Origin of the sequence: Georgenia sp. SUBG003, from assembly GCF_000715355.2 — a bacterium.
GTDB lineage: Bacteria > Actinomycetota > Actinomycetes > Actinomycetales > Actinomycetaceae > Georgenia.
In genome coordinates this window covers 868,158-889,263 of sequence record NZ_CP180204.1, presented here as the reverse complement: position 1 = coordinate 889,263, position 21,106 = coordinate 868,158, and the positions used below count along the sequence as shown (strand labels likewise).

The window sequence follows — 21,106 nt, the reverse complement described above, 5'->3', positions numbered from 1 at the left end:
GCGGGAGGACGGAGGCGCCATGGCGGACGCTCTTCCGCTGGGTGAGGAGCTCGCCCGTGCCTACGCCCACGCCTCGGGCCTGCTCCTGACCCCGCAGACCGTGCACAACGGCCTCCGGCTCGTCACGTCCGTGGCCGCGGAGGCCCTCCGCGGGACGGCGGGTGCGGGCGTGACGGTCCGGGACGGCGACGCCGTCGTCACCGTCGCGGCCACGGACCCGGTGGTCGAGCTGGCCGACGCTGCCCAGTACGAGGCCGGCGACGGCCCCTGCTTCACGGCGTGGGAGACTCGCGGGACCGTCCGCGTCGAGGACGTCGAGCGGGAGCGGCGCTGGCCGAGCTGGTGCCGGGCGGTCCGCGGGAGCGACGTCCGTTCCGTCCTCACCACGGCGCTCGTGGCCGGGGACGCGGCGGTCGGCACCATCAAGGTCTACTCGACGCGACGCGGCGCCTACGACGGCGACAGCGAGCACCTCCTGCGGATGTTCGCGGCCCAGGCGGCCACGCTGGTGGTGCACGGCCGGACCGGAGAGGACGCCCAGCGCCTGAGCGAGGAGCTGCGGGCGGCCGTCCGGGCGCGCGACCTGGTCGCCACCGCCCGCGGCATCCTCATGGAGCGTGAGCACCTGGGCGAGGCCGACGCGCTCGCCCTGCTGATCGCCATCGCCCGGCGCGAGCGGCGCGAGCTCGAGGACGTCGCCGTCGGCCTGGTCCGATCGACGTCGCGCCGGCACCGATGAGCGAGCCGGCCGACGGGCGCGAGGACCGGCAACGGGCCGCGCTGCGGGTGGTCGCCGAGCGTGCGGGGATCGGCGCGGGAGCGTGGTGGCGCAGGTACTTCGCCATCGGCGGCACCGCCGGCCTCGCCGACCTCGAGGACTTCGTCGCGGGACGGGCGTCCCTGGCGCCGACGGACCGCGACCTGCTGGCCCAGGCGGTCAACGAGCTGCTGGAGGCGCGTGCCTCCGTCAGACGGGTGCCCTACAGCGGCCGGGTGAGGGACCCTCGCCCCTCGGAGGGGCCGCTGGCGGCGATGCTCGCCATGCTGCAGGGCATGCACGTGGCACCGCCGGACCGCATCGCCGCCGTCGCGGCGGAGGCCGGCGAGCTGCTCGGGGTCGGCGTCAGCGTGTACCTGGTGGACTACGACCACGTCGAGCTGCGTCCGCTGCGCGCGGGACGACGGCTCGGCGTGGACGGGTCGATGGCGGGCCGCGCCTTCCGCGACATCGAGATCAAGGCGGCGCGGTCGGACGGAGGGCACCGGCTCTGGGTGCCCGTGATCGACGGCGCCGAGCGCCTCGGGGTGCTGGAGGTCGTCCCGGGAGAGGTGGCGGACCTGGACGACGGGCTGCTGCACACCCAGCTGACGTGGCTCGCGACGTTGCTCGGCCACCTGGTGACCACCACGACGAAGTACGGTGACGCGCTCGACGTGGTCCGCCGCCGGCGCCCCCGCAGCGCCTCCGCGGAGCTCGTCTGGCAGCTCCTGCCCCCCGTGACGGCCGGTACGGAGAAGGTGGTCGTCACAGGCATCGTCTCCCCGAGCGAGGACGTCGGCGGTGACGCCTTCGACTACGCGCTGTCCGAGACGATGGCGCACCTCGCCGTCTTCGACGCGAACGGGGACTCCCTCAGCGCCGGCGCGGTCACCGCGATGGGGCTGTCGGCCTACCGCAGCACCCGCCGCAACGGCGGCTCCCTGTTCGACCAGGTGATGGCGGTCGACACGGTGATCGGCGAGGAGCTCGCCCGGCTGGGGCGCACGATCACCGCCGTGCTGGCCGAGCTGGACCTCGACCAGGGACGGCTCCGCTGGGTGAGTGCGGGCCACCCGGCGCCGCTGCTGATGCGGCACGGGAAGGTGGTCAAGGAGCTCCGCGGCGGCCGGCGCCCGGCGTTCGGTCTGCCGGCCCGCGAGGTCAGCGTGGCGGAGGAGATGCTCGAGCCGGGGGACTGGCTGGTTCTGCACACGGACGGCATCACCGAGGCCCGGGACGAGGCCGGCGCCACCTTCGGCCTCGACAGGCTGGAGGACTTCCTCGCCCGCGAGGCGGCGACCGAGCACCCGCCGCCCGAGCTGGTGCGCCGTCTGGTGCGCGACGTGCTCGAGCACCAGCGTGGTGTGCTCCAGGACGACGCGACGGTGCTGGTGGCCCGGTGGGGTGACTACCGGCGCTGGCTCACCCCCTGAACCCCTCGTTGCCGGACCCTTCCCGCAGCCGGCGCCCCTCCGAGTGGCGCCCTGCCGGAATCGCGGTTCACTAGGCCTGTGACCAGGAAGTTTGCACTTGCGGCCGCCGTGCTCACGGCACTGGGAGGGTGCACGGCAACCATCCCCACCGACCCCGACGGGATGCTCGACCGGGTGACCGGCGGTGCTCTGCGGGTCGGCGTGTCGCCCAACCCGCCGTGGACGGATCTGCCGGACGGGCCCGACGGCGATCCGGCCGGCACCGAGGTCGAGCTCGTCGAGGAGTTCGCGCGCGAGGTCGACGCGGAGGTCGTGTGGGTGCCGGGCGGCGAGGAGGACCTGGTCGGGCAGCTCGAGCACGACGAGCTGGACCTCGTGATCGGAGGGCTCACGGCACGGTCACCGTGGTCGAGCAAGGTGGCCCTGACCTACCGGTACACCGCCACCACGGACGCCCACGGGGAGAAGGAGCTGCACGTCATGGCCGTGCCCATGGGTGAGAACGCCTTCCTCGTCGAGCTCGAGCGGTTCCTCCTCGACCAGGACCTGCCGGTATGAGCGCGCGGTTCGGTCACACGGAGCTCCCCGAGGAGCAGGAGCAGGCGCTGCGCCGTGCCGTCCGGCTGGCGTGGCTGACGATCGCCTTCCTGGTCACCGCCGTCACCGGCGTCTACCTGGCGATGGGCAGCTCCCAGGCGATGAAGGCTGCATGGATGGAGGACATGCTGTCCTTCGTCCCACCGGTCGCCTTCCTGCTCGCGGTGCGCCGGACGCGGCGGACACCCAGTCCCGAGCACCCGTACGGGTACCACCGCGCCGTCGGCGTCGGGCACCTCGTCGCGGCCACCGCGCTGCTCGCCATGGGGGCGTTCCTGGTGTTCGACTCGGCGTCCGGCCTGCTGAAGGCGGAGCACCCGCCCGTCGGGCTGATGGAGGTCGGGGACCTCTCATTCTGGTCCGGGTGGCTGATGATCGCCGTCATGGCGTACACGGCCGTGCCGCCCGTGCTGCTCGGCCGCGCGAAGATGCCGCTCGCGGAGGCGCTGCACGACAGGGTGCTCTACGCCGACGCGGACATGAACAAGGCCGACTGGATGACGGCGGTCGGGGCGATCGTCGGCATCCTCGGCATCGGCCTCGGGCTGTGGTGGGCGGACGCCGTGGCAGCGCTGTTCATCTCCGGCAGCATCCTCAAGGACGGGGTCACCAACCTCAGGGTCGCCGTGCGCGCCCTGATGGACGCGCGCGCCGAGACCTATGACGGCCGTGACCCGCACCCGCTCGTGATCGCGATCGACGAGCAGCTCGCCGCCCTCGACTGGGTCGAGGAGGCCCGCTCCCGGGTGCGCGACCAGGGCCACGTCTTCCACGTCGAGTCGTTCGTCGTGCCACGGCACGGGTACAGCCCCACCCTGGAGGACCTCCGACTCGCGCGGGAGTATGTCGTCGACCTGGACTGGAAGGTCGACGACATGGTCGTCGTCCCTGTCGAGGTACTGCCCGAGAAGATGCTTCCCGGTGTCGCGGGGGAGTCCCGGCACCACGACGCCGGCGGGTGAGCCGGCACCACGACGCCGGCGGGTGAGCCGGCACGACGACGCCGGCGGGTGAGCCGGCCGCCACGGCGGAGTCCGCGGACCTGCCCGCAGCGCCACGAGACAGCCGCCGCCGAGCGCGGCCGCCGCGGCGAGCGGGAGCAGCGAGGCATCCGTCGCCCTCGTCTCTGCGGATGCGACGCGCGTCACTCCCGCTGATAGTGGAGAAGTGCCCCGGTCCTCGGGACACGGAAGCCGGCCGGCGCCCAGCCCGACGGAACCGGCCGGGAGAACCCGACGTAGACCGCCGTCCGGCGGAGAGGGAGCCACCCATGTTCTTCCACCGGCAGGAGCTGCAGTTCAAGGCAACACCCGAGAAGCCCGACGCGGTCTACGCCCGCAAGCTCCAGGAGGTGCTCGGCGGGCAGTACGGGGAGATCACCGTGGCGATGCAGTACATGTTCCAGGGCTGGAACATGCACATCCCGGGCAAGTACCGCGACCTGGTCTACGGCATCGGGGCCGAGGAGTTCGGCCACGTCGAGATGCTCGCGATCATGATCGCCCAGCTGCTGGAGAAGGCTCCCGTCGGCATCACCGAGGACGCGGTGCAGGACGACCCGACCGTCGCGGCCGTCGTCGGTGGCATGGACGTCCAGCACGCCATCGTCGCGGGTGCGGGTGCCCGCCCGGTGGACTCCAACGGCAACCCCTGGCAGGGCACCTACATCACCGGCAGCGGGAACCTGCTGGCCGACTTCACCGCCAACGCGAACGCCGAGATGCAGGGCCGCGTGCAGGTGGCCCGGCTCTACCACATGACCGACGATCCCGGTGTGCGGGACATGCTCTCCTTCCTGCTGGCCCGGGACACCATGCACCAGAACCAGTGGCTGCGGGCCATCGAGGAGCTGAAGGAGGACGGCCTGGAGCAGCTTCCCGCCCCGAGCAACTTCCCCCAGCGCAAGGAGCACACCGAGGTCTCCTACCAGTACCTCAACTTCTCCGACGGCGAGCACGCCGGGGACGGCGGGTGGGCCAAGGGCCCCTCCGTCGACGGCAACGGGGAGTTCTCGTACCACGACGGCCCGACCACGAGCGCCCCGATGCCCCCGCCCACGCACCCCGACGCCCGGATGTACGGCACCACCGAGGTGCCCAACGTCGTGGAGAAGGCGGCCGGCACGATCCAGGACAGGCTCCACCGCGAGTAGCGGCACCACGGCAGAAGGAGGACGGATGCTCGAGCGGGACGTGGGCAAGGGTGTGCACCGGCTGGAGCACGCGTACGTCAACTGCTACCTCATCGAGGACGACGACGGCCGGCTCACGGTCGTGGACGCCGGCCTGCCGGCGTTCTGGCCGCTTCTCGGCGCGGCGCTGCGAGAGCTGGGCCGCCGACCGAGGGACATCGCGGCGCTGGTGCTCACCCACGCGCACTTCGACCATGTCGGGGTGGCACGCCGGCTCCAGGAGCGCCTCGGCGTGCCGGTGTGGGCGCACGAGAAGGAGAAGTACCTGGCGGCGCACCCGTACCGCTACGCGCACGAGAACATGCGCGGGATCTACCCGCTGCGCCATCCGCGCGCGGCCATGATCCTGGGGGCGATGGCCAGGGCGGGCGCACTGACGGTCAAGGGTGTGAGCACGACGTCGTCGCTGGAGGACGGCGTGCGGCTCGACGTGCCCGGCCGCCCCCAGGTGGTGCTCAGCCCGGGGCACACCTACGGGCACTGCGCCCTGCACCTGCCCGACCGCGACGTCCTCCTCACCGGGGACGCGCTCGTCACGCTCGACCCCTACACCGCCCGCACCGGGCCGCGGATCATCGCCGGGGCGGCCACCGCCGACTCGGCGACGGCCCTGGAGTCCCTCGACCTGCTCGCCGCCACCGGCGCCGGGACCGTCCTGCCCGGGCACGGCGAACCGTGGAACGAGGGCATCGGCGCGGCCGTCGCCGCTGCGAGGGCCGCGGGAGCGTCCTGACCGCGCCGCGGTCGGGAGGGCGGGCGCCGCCCGGCGCCCGTCACGGAAGAACACGAGGATCACACCTGAAGGAGTGAGCAGCATGGCCACCGGAGAGACCGGCTTCGACGACGTCACCTACGACCTCATCTCGGTGCAGTACCACTCGCTCAAGGCCGGGCACGACTACGGGCAGTACGTCCGAGACGCCCGCAACGCCGGCAAGGACGACATCGCGGCGTTCTTCGAGAAGGTCATGGCGGAGGACTCCGAACGGGCCCAGCAGTGCCACGAGTTCCTGCGGCAGCTGGGACCGGGCACCGACAACACCGCGCCGCAGCAGGGCGGCTGACGGAGGGGTGCACCTTCCCCGACCCGCAGACCGAGAGGTCGTGCCGCCCACGGGCAGCACGAGCCGACGAGACCGGCCCCCGCCCCCTTCCCGGGTCGGGGGCCGTCCCGTCCCTGCCGGCCGATCGGGGGCCTCGCGGGGACCGCACCGGTTGCGGTCGGCCAGGCCCGACGGTTCCCTGACCTCGTAGGGCGGAGCGCTGCGAGACGGTGCCGACCGCTCGGCCGGGTGACGACAGGAGGTAGCCATGGGACGGGTCGACCGGATCGCAGACGTATGGGGCACGCGGACGCCCTACGGGCCGGGCGAGACGTGGCCCACGCGCGTGGACACCCACCTGGAGGAGGGACTGACCCCCGACGACGTCGACCGGTGGGTGCAGACGGCCTCGATCCTGCACTCCAACGGTGACGCCCTGGACATCGCGGTCAAGGACGACCGCATCGTCGGCGTCCGGGGGCGCGCCGGCGACAGGGTCAACCACGGCCGGCTCGGGCCGAAGGACCTCTTCGGGTGGCAGGCGAACGCCTCGCCCGACCGGCTCACCCGGCCGCTGGTCCGCAAGGGCGGCGAGCTCGTGGAGTCGTCGTGGGACGAGGCGATGGACCTGGTCGTCGGTCGTACCAAGGAGCTGCTCGAGGAGCAGGGCCCGAGCGCCGTCGCGTTCTACACCACGGGCCAGCTCTTCCTCGAGGAGTACTACACGCTCGGCCTCATCGCCCACGGGGGCATCGGCACCAACCACGTCGACGGCAACACCCGGCTGTGCACGGCGACGGCCGCGGCGGCGCTGAAGGAGTCCTTCGCCTCCGACGGCCAGCCCGGCTCGTACGCGGACATCGACCACGCGGACGTCATCGCCCTGTACGGCCACAACATGGCCGAGACGCAGGTGGTGCTGTGGACCCGGATCCTCGACCGCCTCGCCGGTCCGAACCCGCCCGCGATCGTCTGCGTGGACCCACGTCCCACCCCCGTCGCACAGGCCGCGACCGTGCACCTGGCGCCCCGGCCCGGCACGAACGTCGCACTCATGAACGGGCTCCTGCACGAGATACTCGCGAACGACTGGGTGGACCACGACTACGTCGAGGCCCACGCCGTCGGCTTCGAGGAGCTGGCCGGGCGCGTGAAGGACTACCCGCCCGAGCGGGTCGCCCAGGTCTGCGACGTCCCGGTTTCGGACCTGCGTGAGGCCGCCCGGCTCATCGGGACCGCCGACCGGCTGATGTCCACGGTGCTCCAGGGGTTCTACCAGTCGCACCAGGCCACGGCGGCCGCGGTGCAGGTGAACAACATCCACATCGTCCGCGGCATGCTCGGCAGGCCCGGCTGCGGCCTGCTGCAGATGAACGGCCAGCCGACCGCCGAGAACACCCGTGAGGCCGGCGCCGACGGCGACCTGGCGGGCTTCCGGAACTGGTCCAACGACGCCCATGTCAAGGATCTGGCGCGGGTCTGGAACGTCGACCCGATGGAGATCCCGCACTACTCGCCGCCGACGCACGCCATGCAGATGATGCGCTACGTCGAGGAGGGGTCGATCCGCATGATGTGGGTCCAGGCCACCAACCCCGTGGTCTCGATGCCGGAGCTGGACCGGATGCGCTCGATCCTCAGCCAGGACCGCCTGTTCCTCGTGGTCCAGGACATCTTCCTCTCCGAGACGGCGCAGCTCGCCGACGTCGTCCTGCCCGCCGCGACCTGGGGCGAGAAGGCGGGCACGTTCACGAACGCCGACCGCACGGTGCACCTGTCGGAGAAGGCCGTCGACCCGCCCGGAGAGGCGCGGCCGGACCTCGACATCTTCATCGACTTCGCCCACCGCCTGGGGCTGGAGGACAAGGACGGCGCCCCGCTGGTGAAGTGGTCCACCCCGGAGGAGGCCTTCGAGGCGTGGAAGGAGTGCAGCCGCGGGCGGCCGTGCGACTACTCGGGCATGACGTACCAGAAGCTGCGCGGCGCCAGCGGGATCCAGTGGCCGTGCACCGACGACGCGCCCGACGGCACCGAGCGCCTGTACGCCGACGGGAAGTTCTTCGCCGACCCGCAGTACTGCGAGAGCTACGGCCGCGACCTCATCACCGGTGCTCCGCTGGAGCCGGACGAGTACAAGGCGATGAACCCGTCGGGCAAGGCCGTGATCAAGTTCGCCGAGTACCTTCCGCCCCACGAGCTGCCGAGCGAGGACTTCCCCCTCCAGCTGATCACCGGGCGCACCGTCTACCACTTCCACACCCGCACCAAGACCGGGCGCGCGCCGCAGCTGCAGGCGGCGGCGCCGGAGGTCTGGGTCGAGGTCTCGCCCACCGACGCCGAGCTGCTCGGACTGGCCGAGGGCGACCTCACCGAGATCAGCACGCCGCGCGGCAGCGTCCGCGCGAGGGCGCGGATCAGTGGCATCCGTGAGGGTGTCGTCTTCCTCCCCTTCCACTACGGCTACTGGGACGTGGGTGGCCACGGGCCTGACGGCGAGGGACGGGCCGCCAACGAGCTCACCCTCACCGACTGGGACCCGGCGTCCAAGCAACCCATCTTCAAGACGGCTGCCTGCCGGGTGAGGAAGGTGGAGGCAGGGGGCGGGGCCCCGTCGCCCGCGCCGACGACGACGGCGTCCGCACCCGTCTCCGCGGACGTCCCGCCCACACGCGGCGAGGCGGGCTCCGACGTCGACGAGGACCTCGCCGCGACGGGAGGTGCACGATGAAGATCGGGCTCGTGCTCAGGGAGCTGCACCGCTCCGAGAACGACCTGGCCCACGAGCTGCTGCAGGTCTCGGACCGGCACAAGGTGGACCACGAGATCTACCACGTGGCAAGAGACCTCGCGCAGTGGTCGCAGCGGCACGTGCGGGAAATCGCCGAGATCGCGCAGCGGTACGGCGAGAAGCTCGACCCGGAGCCCGAGGGCGAGTCGAACGTCGCCGAGCGGCTCATCGACAAGGGGTCGGAGCTGATGGGCCGCGCGAAAACGCCAGGGCTCCTCATGCTCCGCGACCTGCGCGAGCTCTACATGAAGGCGTCCGGGGTCTCCGTCGACTGGGAGATGCTCGCCCAGGCGGCGCAGGGCATCAAGCACACCGACCTGCTCGAGGTGTGCCAGCGCTGCCACCCGGACACGCTGCGTCAGATGCGGTGGGCGAACGGCAAGCTCAAGGAGGCCTCGACGCAGGCCATCGTCAGCTGAGCGCCGCCGCGGCGGCCGCCCCGGACGCTCGGCGGGCACCGCCCCGTCGGCCCCGGCGGGAGTCAGAGCTCGACGGCCTCGACGAGCTCCGGCCCGTCGTTGTTGACGTTGCCCACCGCCCTGCCCACCGGGCGCGGCACGAGCGACGCCTCCGGAATGGCGTCGATCATCGCCCGCACCTCCGCGGGGTCCTGGGTGCGCGGGTCGAGCCAGTGGTCCACCATGTCCGGCGGCAGGACCACGGGCGTGCGGTCGTGGATGTGCCCGAGGCTGTCGGCGGCCGTCCTCGTCATGATGGTGACGGTCCAGAGCCACTTGCCCGGGTGGTCCTCCGGCAGGCGGGGGTCCTTCCAGAACTCGTACAGGCCCGCGAAGGCGAGCAGGCCGTCACCGTGGAGGAAGTACGGCTGCTTGCCGCCGTCGGGCATCTTCTGCCACTCGTAGTAGCCGTCCGCCGCGAGGATGCAGCGGCGGAGCGAGGCAGCCCGCTTGAACGACGGCTTCTCCGTCACCGACTCCGAACGTGCGTTGATCAGCCTCGCGCCGGACCGCGGGTCCTTCGCCCAGGACGGGACGAGGCCCCAGCGCACCGTGCGCAGCTGGCGCACCGGCGGGGTCTCCGGCTCGTGCCGCGGGGCGCGCTCGAGCACCGCCCGCACGTCCTGCATCGGGGCGACGTTCCACGACGGCGGCAGCTCCTCGCCGACCACCTGCTCGATGTCGAAGGCGTTGACGAGGTCAGAGTCGCGCCGGGCGTTTGCGTAGCGTCCGCACATGGCGCCAGTCTCGCACCGTAGACCGACATGCCGGCGACGGGGGCGGGCGGACCGCGGCGGCCGTCCGACCCGGGTCCGCACTTGGGCCCGGGGAGCGTGTCGAGGGTCACTCGCCGGCGAGGGTCCACGGATTGGCCCCGGCGGCGACCGATGCCCTAAAGTAGTCCACGCCCCGCACGGGGCAGCGGGGCTATGGCGCAGTTGGTAGCGCGCTTCCATGGCATGGAAGAGGTCGAGGGTTCGAATCCCTCTAGCTCCACCAGAGAATGCACGAAGCCCCGGGCGTCAGCCCGGGGTTCTTTCGCGTGCGGAGGCGGTCAGCTGTCGCCCACCCGCCCGCTCTGCCCCTGAAGCTCGTCGATCAGCTTCGACGCGTCCGCCTTGCTGAGCCTCTCGGGCAGCTCCCTGCCCGCCTCGCGCGCGAGCGTGCTCAGGTAGCTCATCTGCGCCCCTGTCGCCGGCTCGTCGCCGGTGGTCCAGTCCTCGGGGTCCTTGACGGTGTCGTCGCCGGTGCTCTCGCTCATGGGAACACGTTAGGTCGACACCTACGGTGGCCGCGCGCCGGCACGGTCCTCGTCGCCGACGCCCCCGAGCTCCGCGACTGGACGGCGCCTCGTCGTGGCCACCGCTCGGCGCCGGGCGGCGGCTCGGTGCTGCGGCCCGGTCGCGTCGCGGTCGCCGCGCGTCCGCTACGGGACGGCTCTAGGGTCGGTCGTGCGCGGCATAGGGGAGGGGTCCGTCCTGTACGCCGAGGGAGGTCAGCGTGCGTATCGATGGAGCGGTTGTCGTCGTCACCGGTGCGTCCGGCGGGATCGGCCGGGCCACCGCACGGCGGTTCGCCAGGGAAGGGGCCGCCGTCGTCCTGGCGGCCCGGCGCCGCGACGCGCTCGAGGAAGCCCTGGAGGAGTGCCGGCGTGAGGGCGCGGAGGCGCTCGCGGTGCCCACCGACGTCGCCGACCCCGCCGCCGTCGCGGAACTGGCGGGGCGCGCGGTCGCCGAGTTCGGCCGGATCGACGTCTGGGTGAACAACGCCGCGGTCGGGATCGTCGCGCCGTTCATGGAGATCCCGGAGGAGGACTTCCGGCGGCTGCTCGACGTCAACGTCATGGGTGTCGTGCAGGGCACCCGGGCGGCGCTCGAGCAGATGCTGCACCAGGGGTCGGGGGTGGTCGTCAACGTCTCGTCGCTGCTCGGTGAGATCCCGGTCCCGTACGCGTCGGCGTACTCGATGTCGAAGTCCGCGCTCCGCGCCCTCGGCGTGAGCCTGCGCGCGGAGCTGCGGCTGGCGGGGGAGTTGGACGTCCACGTGTGCTCGGTGCTGCCGCCCAGCATCGACACCCCGTACTACCGGCAGGTGGCCAACTACACAGGACGGCAGGCGAAGCCCATCCCGCCGCTCTACACGGCGGAGCGGACGGCCCGCACGATCGCCTCGGTCGTCCGCCGGCCCCGCGCCGAGGCGGTGGTCGGGCCAGCCGGCCGGGCGATGCTCGTGCAGCACCGGCTGCTCCCGGGCGTGACGGAGCGGATGATGGGCGCCTACGTCGCTCGCACGCACCTGTCGCGGCGCCGGATCCCGCCGACGACGGGGAACCTGCACGGTGATCCGGGGGTTCCCGCGACGGTCGGCGGAGGCTTCCACGGCCGGCGCCGGACTATCCAGCGCCAGGCGGCGGCCGCGCTCGTCGCCGCGGCCGGCATCGCCGGGCTGCTTCGTCGTCCCCGTTCCTGAACGCGCGTCGGCGCCCACTCGCGACGACACCATCTCCGACAAGGGCCTGAGCGCCGCCGGACGCGCTCGTCTGTCAATGGTGAGGATCCGACGCGCCTGAGGCATCGAATCCTCACCCTTCGTGCGGGCGGTGCGGGCGGCCGACGTCGGTACGCCCGCTCGTCGGCCGACGTCAGCAGGACGGGTTCGCCGGCCGGCGTCGGACGCCGCGCGCGGGCCGGCGTCGGCCGCCGCCTACCGGGTGCCGGCGGCAAGGGAGGCCCGCGGGGGGCGCTAGGGGTAGTTTGAGTGGTCGTTCTGCCTTCTCTCCTCGTCGAACGGAGCCACGCGCGTGGTCAAGCTCGCCTATGTCATCGCCGGATCAGAGGCCACCGGGGGCGCCGGCATCCAGGTGGACCTCAAGACGTTCCAGCAGCTGGGCGTGTACGGCGTGGGCACCACCACGTGCATCGTCTCGTTCGACCCGAGGAACGACTGGGCGCACCGGTTCGTGCCGGTCCCGCCGGACGTCATCTCCGAGCAGATCGAGGCCGCGACCGCCGCGCACGACCTCGACGTCGTCAAGATCGGCATGCTCGGCACGACGGAGACCATCGAGGTCGTCGCAGGGACGCTCCGCAACCAGGCGTGGCGCCACGTGGTGCTCGACCCGGTGCTGATCTGCAAGGGCCAGGAGCCCGGCGCCGCACTGGACACGGACAACGCCCTGCGCGAGGCGGTGCTGCCGCACGCCACGGTCGTCACCCCGAACATGTTCGAGGCGAAGACCCTCTCAGGCATGGACGAGATCACGTCCGTCGAGGACCTGACCGAGGCAGCCCGCCGCATCCATGACCTCGGCCCGCGGTACGTGCTTGCCAAGGGCGGCGTCGAGCTTCCGGGCGAGAACGCGGTGGACGTGCTCTTCGACGGTGAGGAGGTGCACGTCTTCTCCGCGCCGAAGGTCGGCGAGGAGCGCGTCTCGGGGGCCGGCTGCACCCTCGCCGCGGCTGTGACCGCCGAGCTCGCCAAGGGCGCCGACGTTCGCGACGCCGTCGCCGTCGCGAAGGACATGGTGACGGCGGGGATCCGGGCCCGGGTCTCGGCGAGAACCCCGTTCGACACCGTGTGGCAGGGCGCCTACCACAGCTGAGCCTGCCGCCAGCTCCGAGAACGCCGGGTAAGGGTCGACGGGCCCGGGTCCGCCAGGAACGACCGTTCGCCCGGCTGTCCGGACACGTGCCGCGGTACCAAGCCGTGGGACAGCGCGCCACGGGTGCCGCACGCGCCGACGGGGACGTGCCGCCCCGGCGCCGCCCCTCACATCACTCGCTCTGCTCCTTCGCCCACACGGACGCGCCCTGCCAGTCGACCGCGACGACCTCCTCGTCGCCGACCACCCAGGCGTCGTGGCCGGGCGGGATCGAGGTGATCTCCCCGGGCCCGCTCTCGAACTCGCTGCCGTCCTGCATCCTCACGCGGATGCGGCCGGAGATCTGGTACTGCTGGTGCGGAGCCATGCACAGATCCGTGCCGGCCACCGGTCTGACGTTCTCGGACCACCTCCAGCCCGGCTGCAGCGTGATCCTGCCGACCTCCGCGCCGCCGGCCAGCCTCACCAGCTCCATCCGCCAGTTGTCACCCTTCCGAACCTCGTCCGGCTTCTCGAACGACGCCTGCTCCAGCGGCTGCTCCACCGCAGCGCCTCCTTAGGTGCTGGCCCGCCACCCCGGTGGGCCGACATCAGGACACCTCCGCCGCACCGAGATGTCAACGGCGCGAGCCACGTCGCCGGTCGACGGTTCTCGTGCCGGGCCGGCCGCGGCCGACGGTTCTCGTGCCGGGCCTGCCGCGGCCGACGGTTCTCGTGCCGGGCCTGCCGCGGTCAACGGTTCTCGGCACCGAGCTCGGTGTACTTCGCGTTCGACCCGCGTGAGAGCTCCGGCGGGTACTTGGCCGCGTTCTTGGTGATCTTGGCGTGCACGGCCGCGTCGAGGTCGATACCGACCGCCTCCGCGACGCTGACGAGGTACGTGAAGACGTCGGCGAGCTCGTCCGACATCGCCGCCCGGCCCTCGTCGGTGCGGGCGAACGCGAGGACCTCGTCGTCGGTGCGCCACTGGACGAGCTCGGCCAGCTCGCCGACCTCCCCGACGAGGGCGAGGACGAGGTTGCGAGGCGTGTGGAACTGCGCCCAGTCGCGCTCGTCCGTGAAGTCGCGGAGCCTGGCGAGCACGTCGGAGATGTCCATGTCACTGGTGTACCGCACCGAGCGCCGACGCCGGCGCGGCGTGCGACGGCGGGAGGGGCGGACCGCACCCGACAGGTCCCGTCCGCACGTGACCGCGCGGACCACCGGGGCGTGATGCCGGCGCCGATCAGGTTGTGCCGACCGCGCGGAGCGCGCATGCTGGCAGAGGGCCGGGGGAACGCTCGAGAGGGTGACCGGCATGGTGGCCGCGCAGGCAGACGAGGCGGGCAGGTCTGCGCGCGTGCGGGGGCTGCGCAAGCACGACCTGGGCCGCCCACCGGGTCGGCGGGCCGAGCTGGCGGTCGTCATGCTCGCCGTCGGCGTGCTGCTGGTCTCGTTCGGGCTGGGCATCGGCATCCCGCGCCTGGGCTCCTTCACCCTCACCGCTTTCCTGGCGCTGGCCCTGGCCGGGATCGGTCTCGTGACCCTGGTAGCCGCCGCGGTCCGCCTGTTCCGGCTGACCCCGACCTGGTGGCGGCTTGTGGTTGTGCCCGCGACGGTGCTCGCAGTGGTGCTCGGCCTCTACGTCACGGTCGTCCCGGTGGTCGCGGCCCTGCCCCCGCACAACGCCCTGAGCGCGGAATCCCCGCCCGCGGGGGCTGAGCACGTCAGCTTCCCGACGACGGACGGCGAGCTCCTCGCCGGCTGGTACGTCCCCTCCAGGAACGGTGCCGCCGTCGTCCTCCTGCACGGTTCGGGTGCGACCCGCGCCTCCGTCGTCGACCACGCCGACGTGCTCGCGGCCGCGGGCTACGGCGTGCTGGCGTTCGACGCCCGCGGGCACGGCGACAGCACCGGGCGCGGGATGCGCTGGGGCTGGTACGGCGACACCGACGTGGACGCCGCCGTCGCGTACCTCGCCGAACGCGCCGACGTGGACGCCGGACACATCGCCGCCGTCGGTCTCTCGATGGGCGGGGAGGAGGCACTCGGCGCGGCGGGGGCCGGGCTCAGCGCCGTCGTCGCCGAGGGCGTGACCGGCCGCAGCGTCGACGACCTCGGCTGGCTCGCCAGGTACGGGTGGCGCGGCCGGGGGCAGCTCGTGCTCGAGCAGGCCAGGACGACGGTCGCCGACGTCCTCAGCGCCGCCTCCCGGCCCACGCCGCTGCGTCGGGCCGTGGCGGGGACGCCCTCCCGGCCCGTCCTGCTGATCGTCGCCGGGAACGTGCCGGACGAGGCGTTCGCTGCGCGCGCCCTCGGTGCGGGCCTGGACAACGTGACGGTCTGGACGGTCGGCGAGGCCGACCACACGGGCGGTCTGCGCGCGGACCCGGACGGGTGGACGCGCGAGGTCGTCGGGTTCCTCGACGACACCACCCGGTAGCACCGGCGGTCACGTGCGTCGGCACAGCCGTCCCGTGAAGTCGCGGGGGCTGTGCGCCCCGTCGCGGGGAGCGGGATGGTGACCCGTGCAGCGAGGACAATGGGGCTCATGACTGACGGCGGCACGTGGATCGGCATGCCCGGCCGGGCGGCGAGGGAGCCCGGCGGTGCTCCCGCGACGCGCGCGAGCGCCTGCGCGCGGACTGCGCAAGCTGCTTCGCCCTGTGCTGCGTCGCGCTGCCGTTCACCGCGTCGGCCGACTTCGCGACCGACAAGCCCGCCGGTACACCCTGCGCGAACCTGCGCGACGACCTCCGGTGCGGCATCCACCCCCGTCTGCGCCAGGAGGGCTTTCCCGGCTGCACCGTCTACGACTGCTTCGGCGCCGGCCAGCGCGTGTCCCAGGAGACCTTCGGCGGCCGCGGCTGGCGGAGCGAGCCGGCCACCGCGCGGCAGATGTTCGCCGTGTTCCCGGTGGTGCGGCACCTCCACGAGATGCTGCGCCACCTCGCCGAGGCCGCCCACCGTGCCCCGACGGATCAGCTCCGCGCCGAGGCCTCGGCACTCTTCGACCGCGTCGACGCGCTGGCGCGGACGCGGAGACCCTGGCCGGGCTCGACGTCGACGCGCTGAGGCCGGCGGTCGGTGCGGGGCGCGGGACGCCGTCGCGGCCCTGGCCGGGCGGTGCGGGGCACTCCTGGCGACGTCCGCCGTCGCCAAGGGGCTCTTCCGCGACGAGGCGTGGTCGCTCGACGTCTCCGGCGGGTTCTCCACGCCCGTGGCGGCCGAGCTGATCCGTGGCGCCGACCTCGTCGTCGGGTGGGGGTGCGCCCTGAACATGTGGACCCTGCGGCACGGGCGGCTCGTCGGCGAGGGTGCCGTCGTGGTGCAGGTCGACGACACCCCGGAAGCGCTGGGCCGGCACCGCGCCGTCGACCTCGGGGTGCTCGGCGACGTCGCCCTGACGGCCGGGTCGGTGCTGGCCGCGCTCGGGGAGCGCCGCCACCCATGCCGGACGGGGGCGCCGCCGGCTACCGCACGGAGGAGGTCCGGGCGCGCCTGGCCGCGGAGGGCAGGTGGCGCGACGTCCCGGTCGACCGGACCGAGGGCACGGGAAGCACCGGTGCGGCGGACCCAGTACCGGGGGAGGCGCGCATCGACCCGCGCGTGCTCACGGCCGCGCTCGACGACCTGCTGCCCGCCGAACGGGTCGTGGCCGTCGACTCGGGAAACTTCATGGGCTACCCCAGCATGTACCTGTCCGTCCCGGACGAGCAGGGCTTCTGCTTCACCCAGGCGTTCCAGTCGATCGGCCTGGGTCTGGCCACCGCGGTCGGGGCGGCGCTCGCACGCCCGGACCGACTCCCCGTCGCCGCGCTCGGCGACGGCGGGGCGCTCATGGGCGCCGCCGAGCTGGACACCGTCCGGCGTCTGGGGCTGCCCATGGTGGTGCTGGTCTACAACGACGACGCCTACGGCGCGGAGGTCCACCACTTCGCCGGCTCCGGCGAGCCGATGGACACGGTGACGTTCCCGCCCACCGACATCGCCGCCGTCGGCCGCGGGTACGGGTTCACGGCCCTGACCGTGCGCCGCCTCGCCGACCTCGACGGCGTGCGAGCCTGGCTCGACGGGCCGCGCAGCCGGCCGCTGCTGATCGACGCCAAGGTCCGCGGCGACCAGCCGTCCTGGTGGCTGGCGGAGGCCTCGGGCACTGAGGAGGGAGGGGCCGGTGACAGACCGGTTCGACCTGGGACGGTTCGTCTCCGCGCAGGACGGCGGCGGTGCCTACGAGGCCGCGCTGGCCGAGCTGCGCCGGGGCCGGAAGTCGAGCCACTGGATGTGGTTCGTCTTCCCGCAGATCGCGGGCCTCGGGCGCAGCCCGATGTCGCGGCGGTACGCCATCTCGTCCCTGGAGGAGGCGCGCGCCTACCTCGCGCACCCGGTTCTCGGCCCACGGCTGCGCGAGTGCGCGGAGGTCGTCGCCGCGTCCGGCACGGGCGGTGCGGTGGAGCTGCTCGGCGGGACCGACGCGACGAAGCTCCGGTCCTCGATGACCTTGTTCGGGCGCGCCGCACCCGAGGAGCCGGTCTTCCGCCGGGTGCTCGACCGGTACTTCGGCGGCGGCGAGGATCCCGAGACCCTCGCGCGGATCTGACCGCCTGCCTGTTGCCCCGCGGACCTCGCACGCGGCGCGTGCCGGTCCGCGGGTGCGCGCCGGCTGGAGGAGCCGTTCCCGCCCGGCAGCCGACAGGGTGGGGTCACGGCGGGTCGGTCGCCGGCGTCTCGGCGCGGCCGGGGCTCGTCGCCCACCACTCCTTCGCCGCCGCCCAGACGACGGCTGTGATGGGCACGGCCAGCAGGGCGCCGACGATGCCCGAGAGGATCGTGCCGGCGGTGAGCGCGAAGAGGATGACCAGCGGGTGCAGGGAGAGCGTGCGCCCGATGACGACCGGTGCCAGCAGGTCGCCCTCCAGCTGGTTCACCCCCACCACCACCGCCACCACGATCAGCGCCGCCACGGGCCCGTTGGCCACCAGCGCGATCAGCGCCGCGAGCGCCCCGGCGATCGTCGCGCCGACGAGCGGGATGAAGGCGCCGAGAAAGACGATGGTCGCGAGCGGGAGGGCCAGCGGAACCCCGAGGATCACCAGCGCGATACCGATGACGACCGCGTCCACGAAGGCCACGACGGCCGTCCCGCGCACGTACCCCCCGAGGACGTCGACCGACTTCCGACCCATCCGCCACGCCCTGCGCTGCGTCGGGGCGTCGAGCGGCCGGACGAGGAACTCGAAGATCGGCCGTCCGTCCTTGAGCAGGAAGAAGAGCACCACGACACCGAGGAGCAGCCCGGCGATCACCTCGATCGCGGCCGTGGCGCCGGCGACCGCCCCGCCCTGGACCTGCTCGCTGGTGAGGAACTCCGTGACCGACTCCCGCGCGGACGTCAGCTGCTCGTCGGTGATGCCCAGCGGCCCCTCGGTCAGGTAGCGCTGCAGCTCGTCGAGCCCGCTCGTGGCGCCCTCGACCAGCTGGTCCGACTCGTCACGGATCTCACGGCCCACGAGCCACAGCACCACGCCGAGGCCGCCGAGGCCTGCGACGAGCGTGGTCCAGGTGGCCAGCATCTTGGGCCACCCCTTGCGGCGGAGGAAACGGACGACCGGGCTCAGCGCGGCGGCCAGGACGATCGCGATCAGCACCGGGATCACGAGGAGCTTCAGAGCCCTCAGCCCGACCACCGCGCACGTGAGGAGGGCGAGGATCAGCAGCACCTGAGCGCTGCGCACCGCCGTGCGTCCGAGGCTGTCGGCCCACGGGCTCTGGCGGTGCTGCCGGGCACCGGTCGGGGGAAGCGAGGACGACGGCGGAAGCACGGCTCCGGCCTCGGCGGGCCGGGCCGCACCGGCGGGCATCCGTCGCTCCTGCTGCCGCAGACGGTCATTTCCAGTGCGCCACTTCACGCCGCAAACACTCGCACGGGCGCCGGCATTCGGCACGGCGGGCGTGCACCGGGCCGCCGCGCCGGAAGTGGGCGCGGATCCCCGCCTAGACTCGACGCGTTATGCAGTGCTCCTACTTCGACGCGGCCGCCTGCCGCTCCTGCACCCTGATGGGGCAGGCGTACACCGACCAGCTCGCCGCCAAGCAGCAGCACTGCGCCCACCTGCTCGCCGGGCACCCGGAGCTGCGCTGGCTGCCGGCCGTGCCCAGCCGCGAGTCGGGGTACCGGAACAAGGCGAAGATGGTGGTCTCCGGCACCGTGGCGCAACCGACGCTGGGCATCCTCGACGCCGAGGGACGCGGCGTGGACCTCAGCGGCTGCGGCATCACCGCACAGGAGCTGCGTGACGCCTTCCCGGTGCTCGCGGCGTTCGTGACCCGCGCGATGCTCACCCCCTACGACGTGCCGAGCCGCCGCGGCGAGCTGAAGTACCTCCTGCTCACCGCCTCGCCGGACGGCGAGCTCATGCTGCGTCTCGTGCTGCGCTCCACCGAGCCGGTGGTCCGCATCCGCAAGCACCTCGCCTGGCTCCTCCAGGCGCTGCCCCGCGTCGCGGTCGTGTCGGTCAACCTGCAGCCCCAGCACAAGGCCGTGCTCGAGGGCGAGGAGGAGATCGTGCTCACCGAGCGTGCCACCCTGCGCATGCCGGTCGGCGACGCGGTGCTGCACCTGCGCCCGCAGAGCTTCTTCCAGACGAACACCGACATCGCCTCCGCCCTCTACCGGCAGGGCCGGGAATGGGTGGACGAGGTGGCCCCGGCCTCCGTGTGGGACCTCTACTGCGGCGTCGGCGGCTTCGCCCTGCACACCGCCGGACCGGACCGGGAGGTCACCGGCATCGAGATCAGCCGCGAGGCGATCGCGAGCGCGGAGGCCAGCCGCGACGAGGCCGGCCTGGAGGGGCTGACGTTCCGGGCCGGAGACGCCACCGCCTTCGCCCTCGCAGCGTCGGAGCCGCCCGAGCTGGTCATCGTCAACCCGCCCCGTCGCGGGATCGGGCCCGAGCTCGCGGCCTGGCTCGAGACCTCCGGCGTGCGACGGGTGATCTACTCCAGCTGCAACGCCCGGTCGCTGGCCAAGGACCTCGCGTGGATGCCGTCGCTGCGCCCGACCCGCGCCCGGGTGCTCGACATGTTCCCGCAGACCACCCACTACGAGGTGATCGCGTTGCTCGAGCGTCCCGGCAGGCCGACGGCGTAGCGGCGCCCGCGGGTGCGCCGTCGTCGCTGCCCGGACGATGGTGCGGGCCACCAGAGCCGGGTCCGCCGCTCGCCCCGGCCGCGCTCCACCTTGCTCCCCGGGGCCGCCTCCACCTCGCTCCCCGGGGCTCGCTCCACCTTGCTCCCCGGGGCCGCTTCCACCTCGCTCCCCGGGGCTGGCTCCACCCCGCTCCCGCCTTGCGAGGTGCATTCGGGTGCCGCCGGACGAGGTCGAGGTTCTGGTTCGTCCGGCACCCGATATGCGCCAGAAACTCAATCTCGTCGCGGGGCACCGCGGCCCCCGGTCCAGTCCACTCCGGTACGCCGGGCCACATGCACGACGGACGTCGTACGGCGACCGCACGGTTTCTCCGTAGCCGTAGCCGTAGCCGTAGCCGTAGCCGCAGCCGTAGCTGAGGACCGCAGGCACCGCTCGCCCCGACTCGGCGGGGCGGGGCAGACGCGCGACGTTTCCCTCCACCCGGCTCTGCCCTGCAATCACCTGGAAATTGGTCTGCCGAGTCGGCAAGAAACACCGCCGAACCACTGCGCGGGGGAGGGAAGTGGAGTAATGTGGGGTGCACTGGTGGCGAGCGGAGAAGGAGGGGAGGTGCCGATGTGTTCCTGGGGACCCACGCGCCTCGCCTCGACGACAAGGGCCGGCTCATCCTTCCCGCCAAGTTCCGGGAGCAGCTCGCGCCCGGCATCGTCCTCACCCGCGGCCAGGAACGGTGCCTCTATGCCTTCCCCATGCGGGAGTTCGAGGAGATGCACGCCCGGCTGCGCCAGGCGCCAGTCACCAGCAAGCAGGCCCGCGACTACCTGCGCGTCTTCCTCTCCGGCGCCGCCGACGAGGTCCCGGACAAGCAGGGTCGCGTCACGATCCCCCCGGCGCTGCGCAAGTACGCCGGCCTCACCAGGGACCTGGCCGTGATCGGCGCCGGGACCCGGATCGAGATCTGGGACGCCGCGGCCTGGGAGACGTACCTGACCGAGCAGGAGCAGGCCTTCGCCGAGACCGCGGAGGAGGTGGTTCCCGGACTCTTCTGAGGTTCCACCCGCTCCCGTCCGGACCGACCCGGCACCACCCCCGCACGACGAGGTCTC

22 protein-coding genes, 1 tRNA gene and 2 pseudogenes are annotated in these 21,106 nt (G+C 72.9%); 19 read left to right on the top strand and 6 right to left on the bottom strand.

What is annotated here, in order from left to right:
- The first annotated feature begins 19 nt into the window (after positions 1-19).
- The 9 genes from DA06_RS04265 to DA06_RS04225 all read left to right on the top strand — a co-directional run bounded on the left by DA06_RS04265 (position 20) and on the right by DA06_RS04225 (position 9,231).
- A complete protein-coding gene (locus tag DA06_RS04265; protein ID WP_043497581.1) occupies positions 20-739 on the top strand; it encodes a GAF and ANTAR domain-containing protein in 720 nt (239 codons plus the stop codon).
- A complete protein-coding gene (locus tag DA06_RS04260; RefSeq protein WP_043497578.1) occupies positions 736-2,193 on the top strand; it encodes a PP2C family protein-serine/threonine phosphatase in 1,458 nt (485 codons plus the stop codon). The genes DA06_RS04265 and DA06_RS04260 overlap by 4 nt, the downstream gene beginning before the upstream one ends.
- Positions 2,194-2,271: 78 nt before the next feature.
- Entirely contained in the window at positions 2,272-2,751 is a 480-nt protein-coding gene (locus tag DA06_RS04255; protein ID WP_043497576.1) for a transporter substrate-binding domain-containing protein, read from the top strand.
- The gene (locus tag DA06_RS04250) at positions 2,748-3,752 is read left to right on the top strand and encodes a cation diffusion facilitator family transporter (protein ID WP_043497572.1); all 1,005 of its coding nucleotides are present in this window, start codon (positions 2,748-2,750) and stop codon (positions 3,750-3,752) included. Before DA06_RS04255 ends, DA06_RS04250 begins: the two co-directional genes overlap by 4 nt.
- A 308-nt stretch (positions 3,753-4,060) precedes the next feature.
- Positions 4,061-4,942, top strand: coding sequence for a manganese catalase family protein (locus DA06_RS04245; protein WP_043497570.1), 882 nt, complete (start codon positions 4,061-4,063; stop codon positions 4,940-4,942).
- Positions 4,943-4,967: 25 nt separating this feature from the next.
- A complete protein-coding gene (locus DA06_RS04240; RefSeq protein ID WP_043497568.1) occupies positions 4,968-5,714 on the top strand; it encodes an MBL fold metallo-hydrolase in 747 nt (248 codons plus the stop codon).
- Positions 5,715-5,796: 82 nt separating this feature from the next.
- On the top strand, positions 5,797-6,045 hold the full coding sequence (locus DA06_RS04235; protein WP_043497566.1) for a hypothetical protein: 249 nt from the start codon (positions 5,797-5,799) through the stop codon (positions 6,043-6,045).
- Positions 6,046-6,292: 247 nt separating this feature from the next.
- Entirely contained in the window at positions 6,293-8,752 is a 2,460-nt protein-coding gene (locus DA06_RS04230) for a molybdopterin oxidoreductase family protein (RefSeq protein WP_043497564.1), read from the top strand.
- Positions 8,749-9,231, top strand: coding sequence for a hypothetical protein (locus tag DA06_RS04225; protein ID WP_043497562.1), 483 nt, complete (start codon positions 8,749-8,751; stop codon positions 9,229-9,231). The genes DA06_RS04230 and DA06_RS04225 overlap by 4 nt, the downstream gene beginning before the upstream one ends.
- Before the next feature lie 62 nt (positions 9,232-9,293).
- On the opposite strand, the gene DA06_RS04220 is transcribed toward DA06_RS04225, so the two are convergent.
- Positions 9,294-10,007 (bottom strand): SOS response-associated peptidase, encoded by a 714-nt coding sequence (locus tag DA06_RS04220; protein WP_043497560.1) that lies wholly within the window; start codon positions 10,005-10,007, stop codon positions 9,294-9,296.
- 186 nt (positions 10,008-10,193) lie between these two features.
- On the opposite strand from DA06_RS04220, the gene DA06_RS04215 reads away from it, so the two are divergent.
- Positions 10,194-10,269: transfer RNA gene (locus DA06_RS04215), tRNA-Ala, on the top strand.
- A 55-nt stretch (positions 10,270-10,324) separates the two neighbouring features.
- On the opposite strand, the gene DA06_RS04210 is transcribed toward DA06_RS04215, so the two are convergent.
- Complete coding sequence (locus DA06_RS04210; RefSeq protein ID WP_043497559.1) at positions 10,325-10,531, bottom strand: DUF3072 domain-containing protein; 207 nt, start codon at positions 10,529-10,531, stop codon at positions 10,325-10,327.
- Between the two features lie 239 nt (positions 10,532-10,770).
- On the opposite strand from DA06_RS04210, the gene DA06_RS04205 reads away from it, so the two are divergent.
- Positions 10,771-11,739 (top strand): SDR family oxidoreductase, encoded by a 969-nt coding sequence (locus tag DA06_RS04205; protein WP_043497557.1) that lies wholly within the window; start codon positions 10,771-10,773, stop codon positions 11,737-11,739.
- Positions 11,740-12,070: 331 nt separating this feature from the next.
- Positions 12,071-12,871, top strand: coding sequence for a bifunctional hydroxymethylpyrimidine kinase/phosphomethylpyrimidine kinase (gene thiD, locus DA06_RS04200; RefSeq protein ID WP_043497555.1), 801 nt, complete (start codon positions 12,071-12,073; stop codon positions 12,869-12,871).
- Between the two features lie 172 nt (positions 12,872-13,043).
- On the opposite strand, the gene DA06_RS04195 is transcribed toward thiD, so the two are convergent.
- Together DA06_RS04195 and DA06_RS04190 are read right to left on the bottom strand one after the other, a co-directional pair.
- Positions 13,044-13,415: a cupin domain-containing protein gene (locus DA06_RS04195; RefSeq protein WP_043497553.1), complete on the bottom strand. Its 372-nt coding sequence runs from the start codon at positions 13,413-13,415 to the stop codon at positions 13,044-13,046.
- A gap of 188 nt (positions 13,416-13,603) precedes the next feature.
- Positions 13,604-13,969 (bottom strand): nucleotide pyrophosphohydrolase, encoded by a 366-nt coding sequence (locus DA06_RS04190; protein WP_043497597.1) that lies wholly within the window; start codon positions 13,967-13,969, stop codon positions 13,604-13,606.
- Positions 13,970-14,168: 199 nt separating this feature from the next.
- Here DA06_RS04190 and DA06_RS04185 point away from each other — a divergent pair, with 199 nt between their 5' ends.
- From DA06_RS04185 to DA06_RS04170, 4 genes and pseudogenes are all read left to right on the top strand, one after another.
- Positions 14,169-15,293 carry an alpha/beta hydrolase gene (locus DA06_RS04185; RefSeq protein ID WP_418607867.1) on the top strand — a complete coding sequence of 375 codons (1,125 nt, stop codon included), beginning with the start codon at positions 14,169-14,171 and terminating at the stop codon, positions 15,291-15,293.
- Positions 15,294-15,418: 125 nt separating this feature from the next.
- Positions 15,419-15,925 (top strand): hypothetical protein, encoded by a 507-nt coding sequence (locus DA06_RS04180; RefSeq protein WP_418606924.1) that lies wholly within the window; start codon positions 15,419-15,421, stop codon positions 15,923-15,925.
- A pseudogene (locus tag DA06_RS04175) lies at positions 15,819-16,199 on the top strand (thiamine pyrophosphate-binding protein); the annotation flags it as partial. The gene DA06_RS04180 and the pseudogene DA06_RS04175, both read left to right, overlap by 107 nt.
- A 101-nt stretch (positions 16,200-16,300) precedes the next feature.
- Positions 16,301-16,849: pseudogene (locus DA06_RS04170) on the top strand (thiamine pyrophosphate-dependent enzyme); the annotation flags it as partial.
- Here the strand turns inward: DA06_RS04170 and DA06_RS04165 are convergent.
- The gene (locus DA06_RS04165) at positions 16,765-17,007 is read right to left on the bottom strand and encodes a hypothetical protein (RefSeq protein WP_043497545.1); all 243 of its coding nucleotides are present in this window, start codon (positions 17,005-17,007) and stop codon (positions 16,765-16,767) included. The pseudogene DA06_RS04170 and the gene DA06_RS04165 overlap by 85 nt on opposite strands.
- Positions 17,008-17,024: 17 nt before the next feature.
- Here DA06_RS04165 and DA06_RS04160 point away from each other — a divergent pair, with 17 nt between their 5' ends.
- The gene (locus DA06_RS04160) at positions 17,025-17,450 is read left to right on the top strand and encodes a DUF1810 domain-containing protein (protein WP_043497544.1); all 426 of its coding nucleotides are present in this window, start codon (positions 17,025-17,027) and stop codon (positions 17,448-17,450) included.
- A 103-nt stretch (positions 17,451-17,553) separates the two neighbouring features.
- On the opposite strand, the gene DA06_RS04155 is transcribed toward DA06_RS04160, so the two are convergent.
- Complete coding sequence (locus DA06_RS04155) at positions 17,554-18,711, bottom strand: AI-2E family transporter (RefSeq protein WP_418606923.1); 1,158 nt, start codon at positions 18,709-18,711, stop codon at positions 17,554-17,556.
- 149 nt (positions 18,712-18,860) lie between these two features.
- Here DA06_RS04155 and rlmC point away from each other — a divergent pair, with 149 nt between their 5' ends.
- Positions 18,861-20,000, top strand: coding sequence for a 23S rRNA (uracil(747)-C(5))-methyltransferase RlmC (gene rlmC / locus DA06_RS04150; RefSeq protein WP_043497541.1), 1,140 nt, complete (start codon positions 18,861-18,863; stop codon positions 19,998-20,000).
- Between the two features lie 617 nt (positions 20,001-20,617).
- Positions 20,618-21,049, top strand: coding sequence for a division/cell wall cluster transcriptional repressor MraZ (gene mraZ / locus DA06_RS04145; protein WP_043497531.1), 432 nt, complete (start codon positions 20,618-20,620; stop codon positions 21,047-21,049).
- Positions 21,050-21,106 lie beyond the last annotated feature (57 nt).

Bases quoted from the DNA above. Each gene is read 5' to 3' on its own strand.
- DA06_RS04265 (WP_043497581.1), top strand. From the start codon at position 20: ATGGCGGACGCTCTTCCGCTGGGTGAGGAGCTCGCCCGTGCCTACGCC.
- DA06_RS04260 (WP_043497578.1), top strand. From the start codon at position 736: ATGAGCGAGCCGGCCGACGGGCGCGAGGACCGGCAACGGGCCGCGCTG.
- DA06_RS04250 (WP_043497572.1), top strand. From the start codon at position 2,748: ATGAGCGCGCGGTTCGGTCACACGGAGCTCCCCGAGGAGCAGGAGCAG.
- DA06_RS04245 (WP_043497570.1), top strand. From the start codon at position 4,061: ATGTTCTTCCACCGGCAGGAGCTGCAGTTCAAGGCAACACCCGAGAAG.
- DA06_RS04240 (WP_043497568.1), top strand. From the start codon at position 4,968: ATGCTCGAGCGGGACGTGGGCAAGGGTGTGCACCGGCTGGAGCACGCG.
- DA06_RS04235 (WP_043497566.1), top strand. From the start codon at position 5,797: ATGGCCACCGGAGAGACCGGCTTCGACGACGTCACCTACGACCTCATC.
- DA06_RS04230 (WP_043497564.1), top strand. From the start codon at position 6,293: ATGGGACGGGTCGACCGGATCGCAGACGTATGGGGCACGCGGACGCCC.
- DA06_RS04225 (WP_043497562.1), top strand. From the start codon at position 8,749: ATGAAGATCGGGCTCGTGCTCAGGGAGCTGCACCGCTCCGAGAACGAC.
- DA06_RS04220 (WP_043497560.1), bottom strand. From the start codon at position 10,007: ATGTGCGGACGCTACGCAAACGCCCGGCGCGACTCTGACCTCGTCAAC.
- DA06_RS04210 (WP_043497559.1), bottom strand. From the start codon at position 10,531: ATGAGCGAGAGCACCGGCGACGACACCGTCAAGGACCCCGAGGACTGG.
- DA06_RS04190 (WP_043497597.1), bottom strand. From the start codon at position 13,969: ATGGACATCTCCGACGTGCTCGCCAGGCTCCGCGACTTCACGGACGAG.
- DA06_RS04185 (WP_418607867.1), top strand. From the start codon at position 14,169: ATGGTGGCCGCGCAGGCAGACGAGGCGGGCAGGTCTGCGCGCGTGCGG.
- DA06_RS04155 (WP_418606923.1), bottom strand. From the start codon at position 18,711: ATGCCCGCCGGTGCGGCCCGGCCCGCCGAGGCCGGAGCCGTGCTTCCG.
- rlmC (WP_043497541.1), top strand. From the start codon at position 18,861: ATGCAGTGCTCCTACTTCGACGCGGCCGCCTGCCGCTCCTGCACCCTG.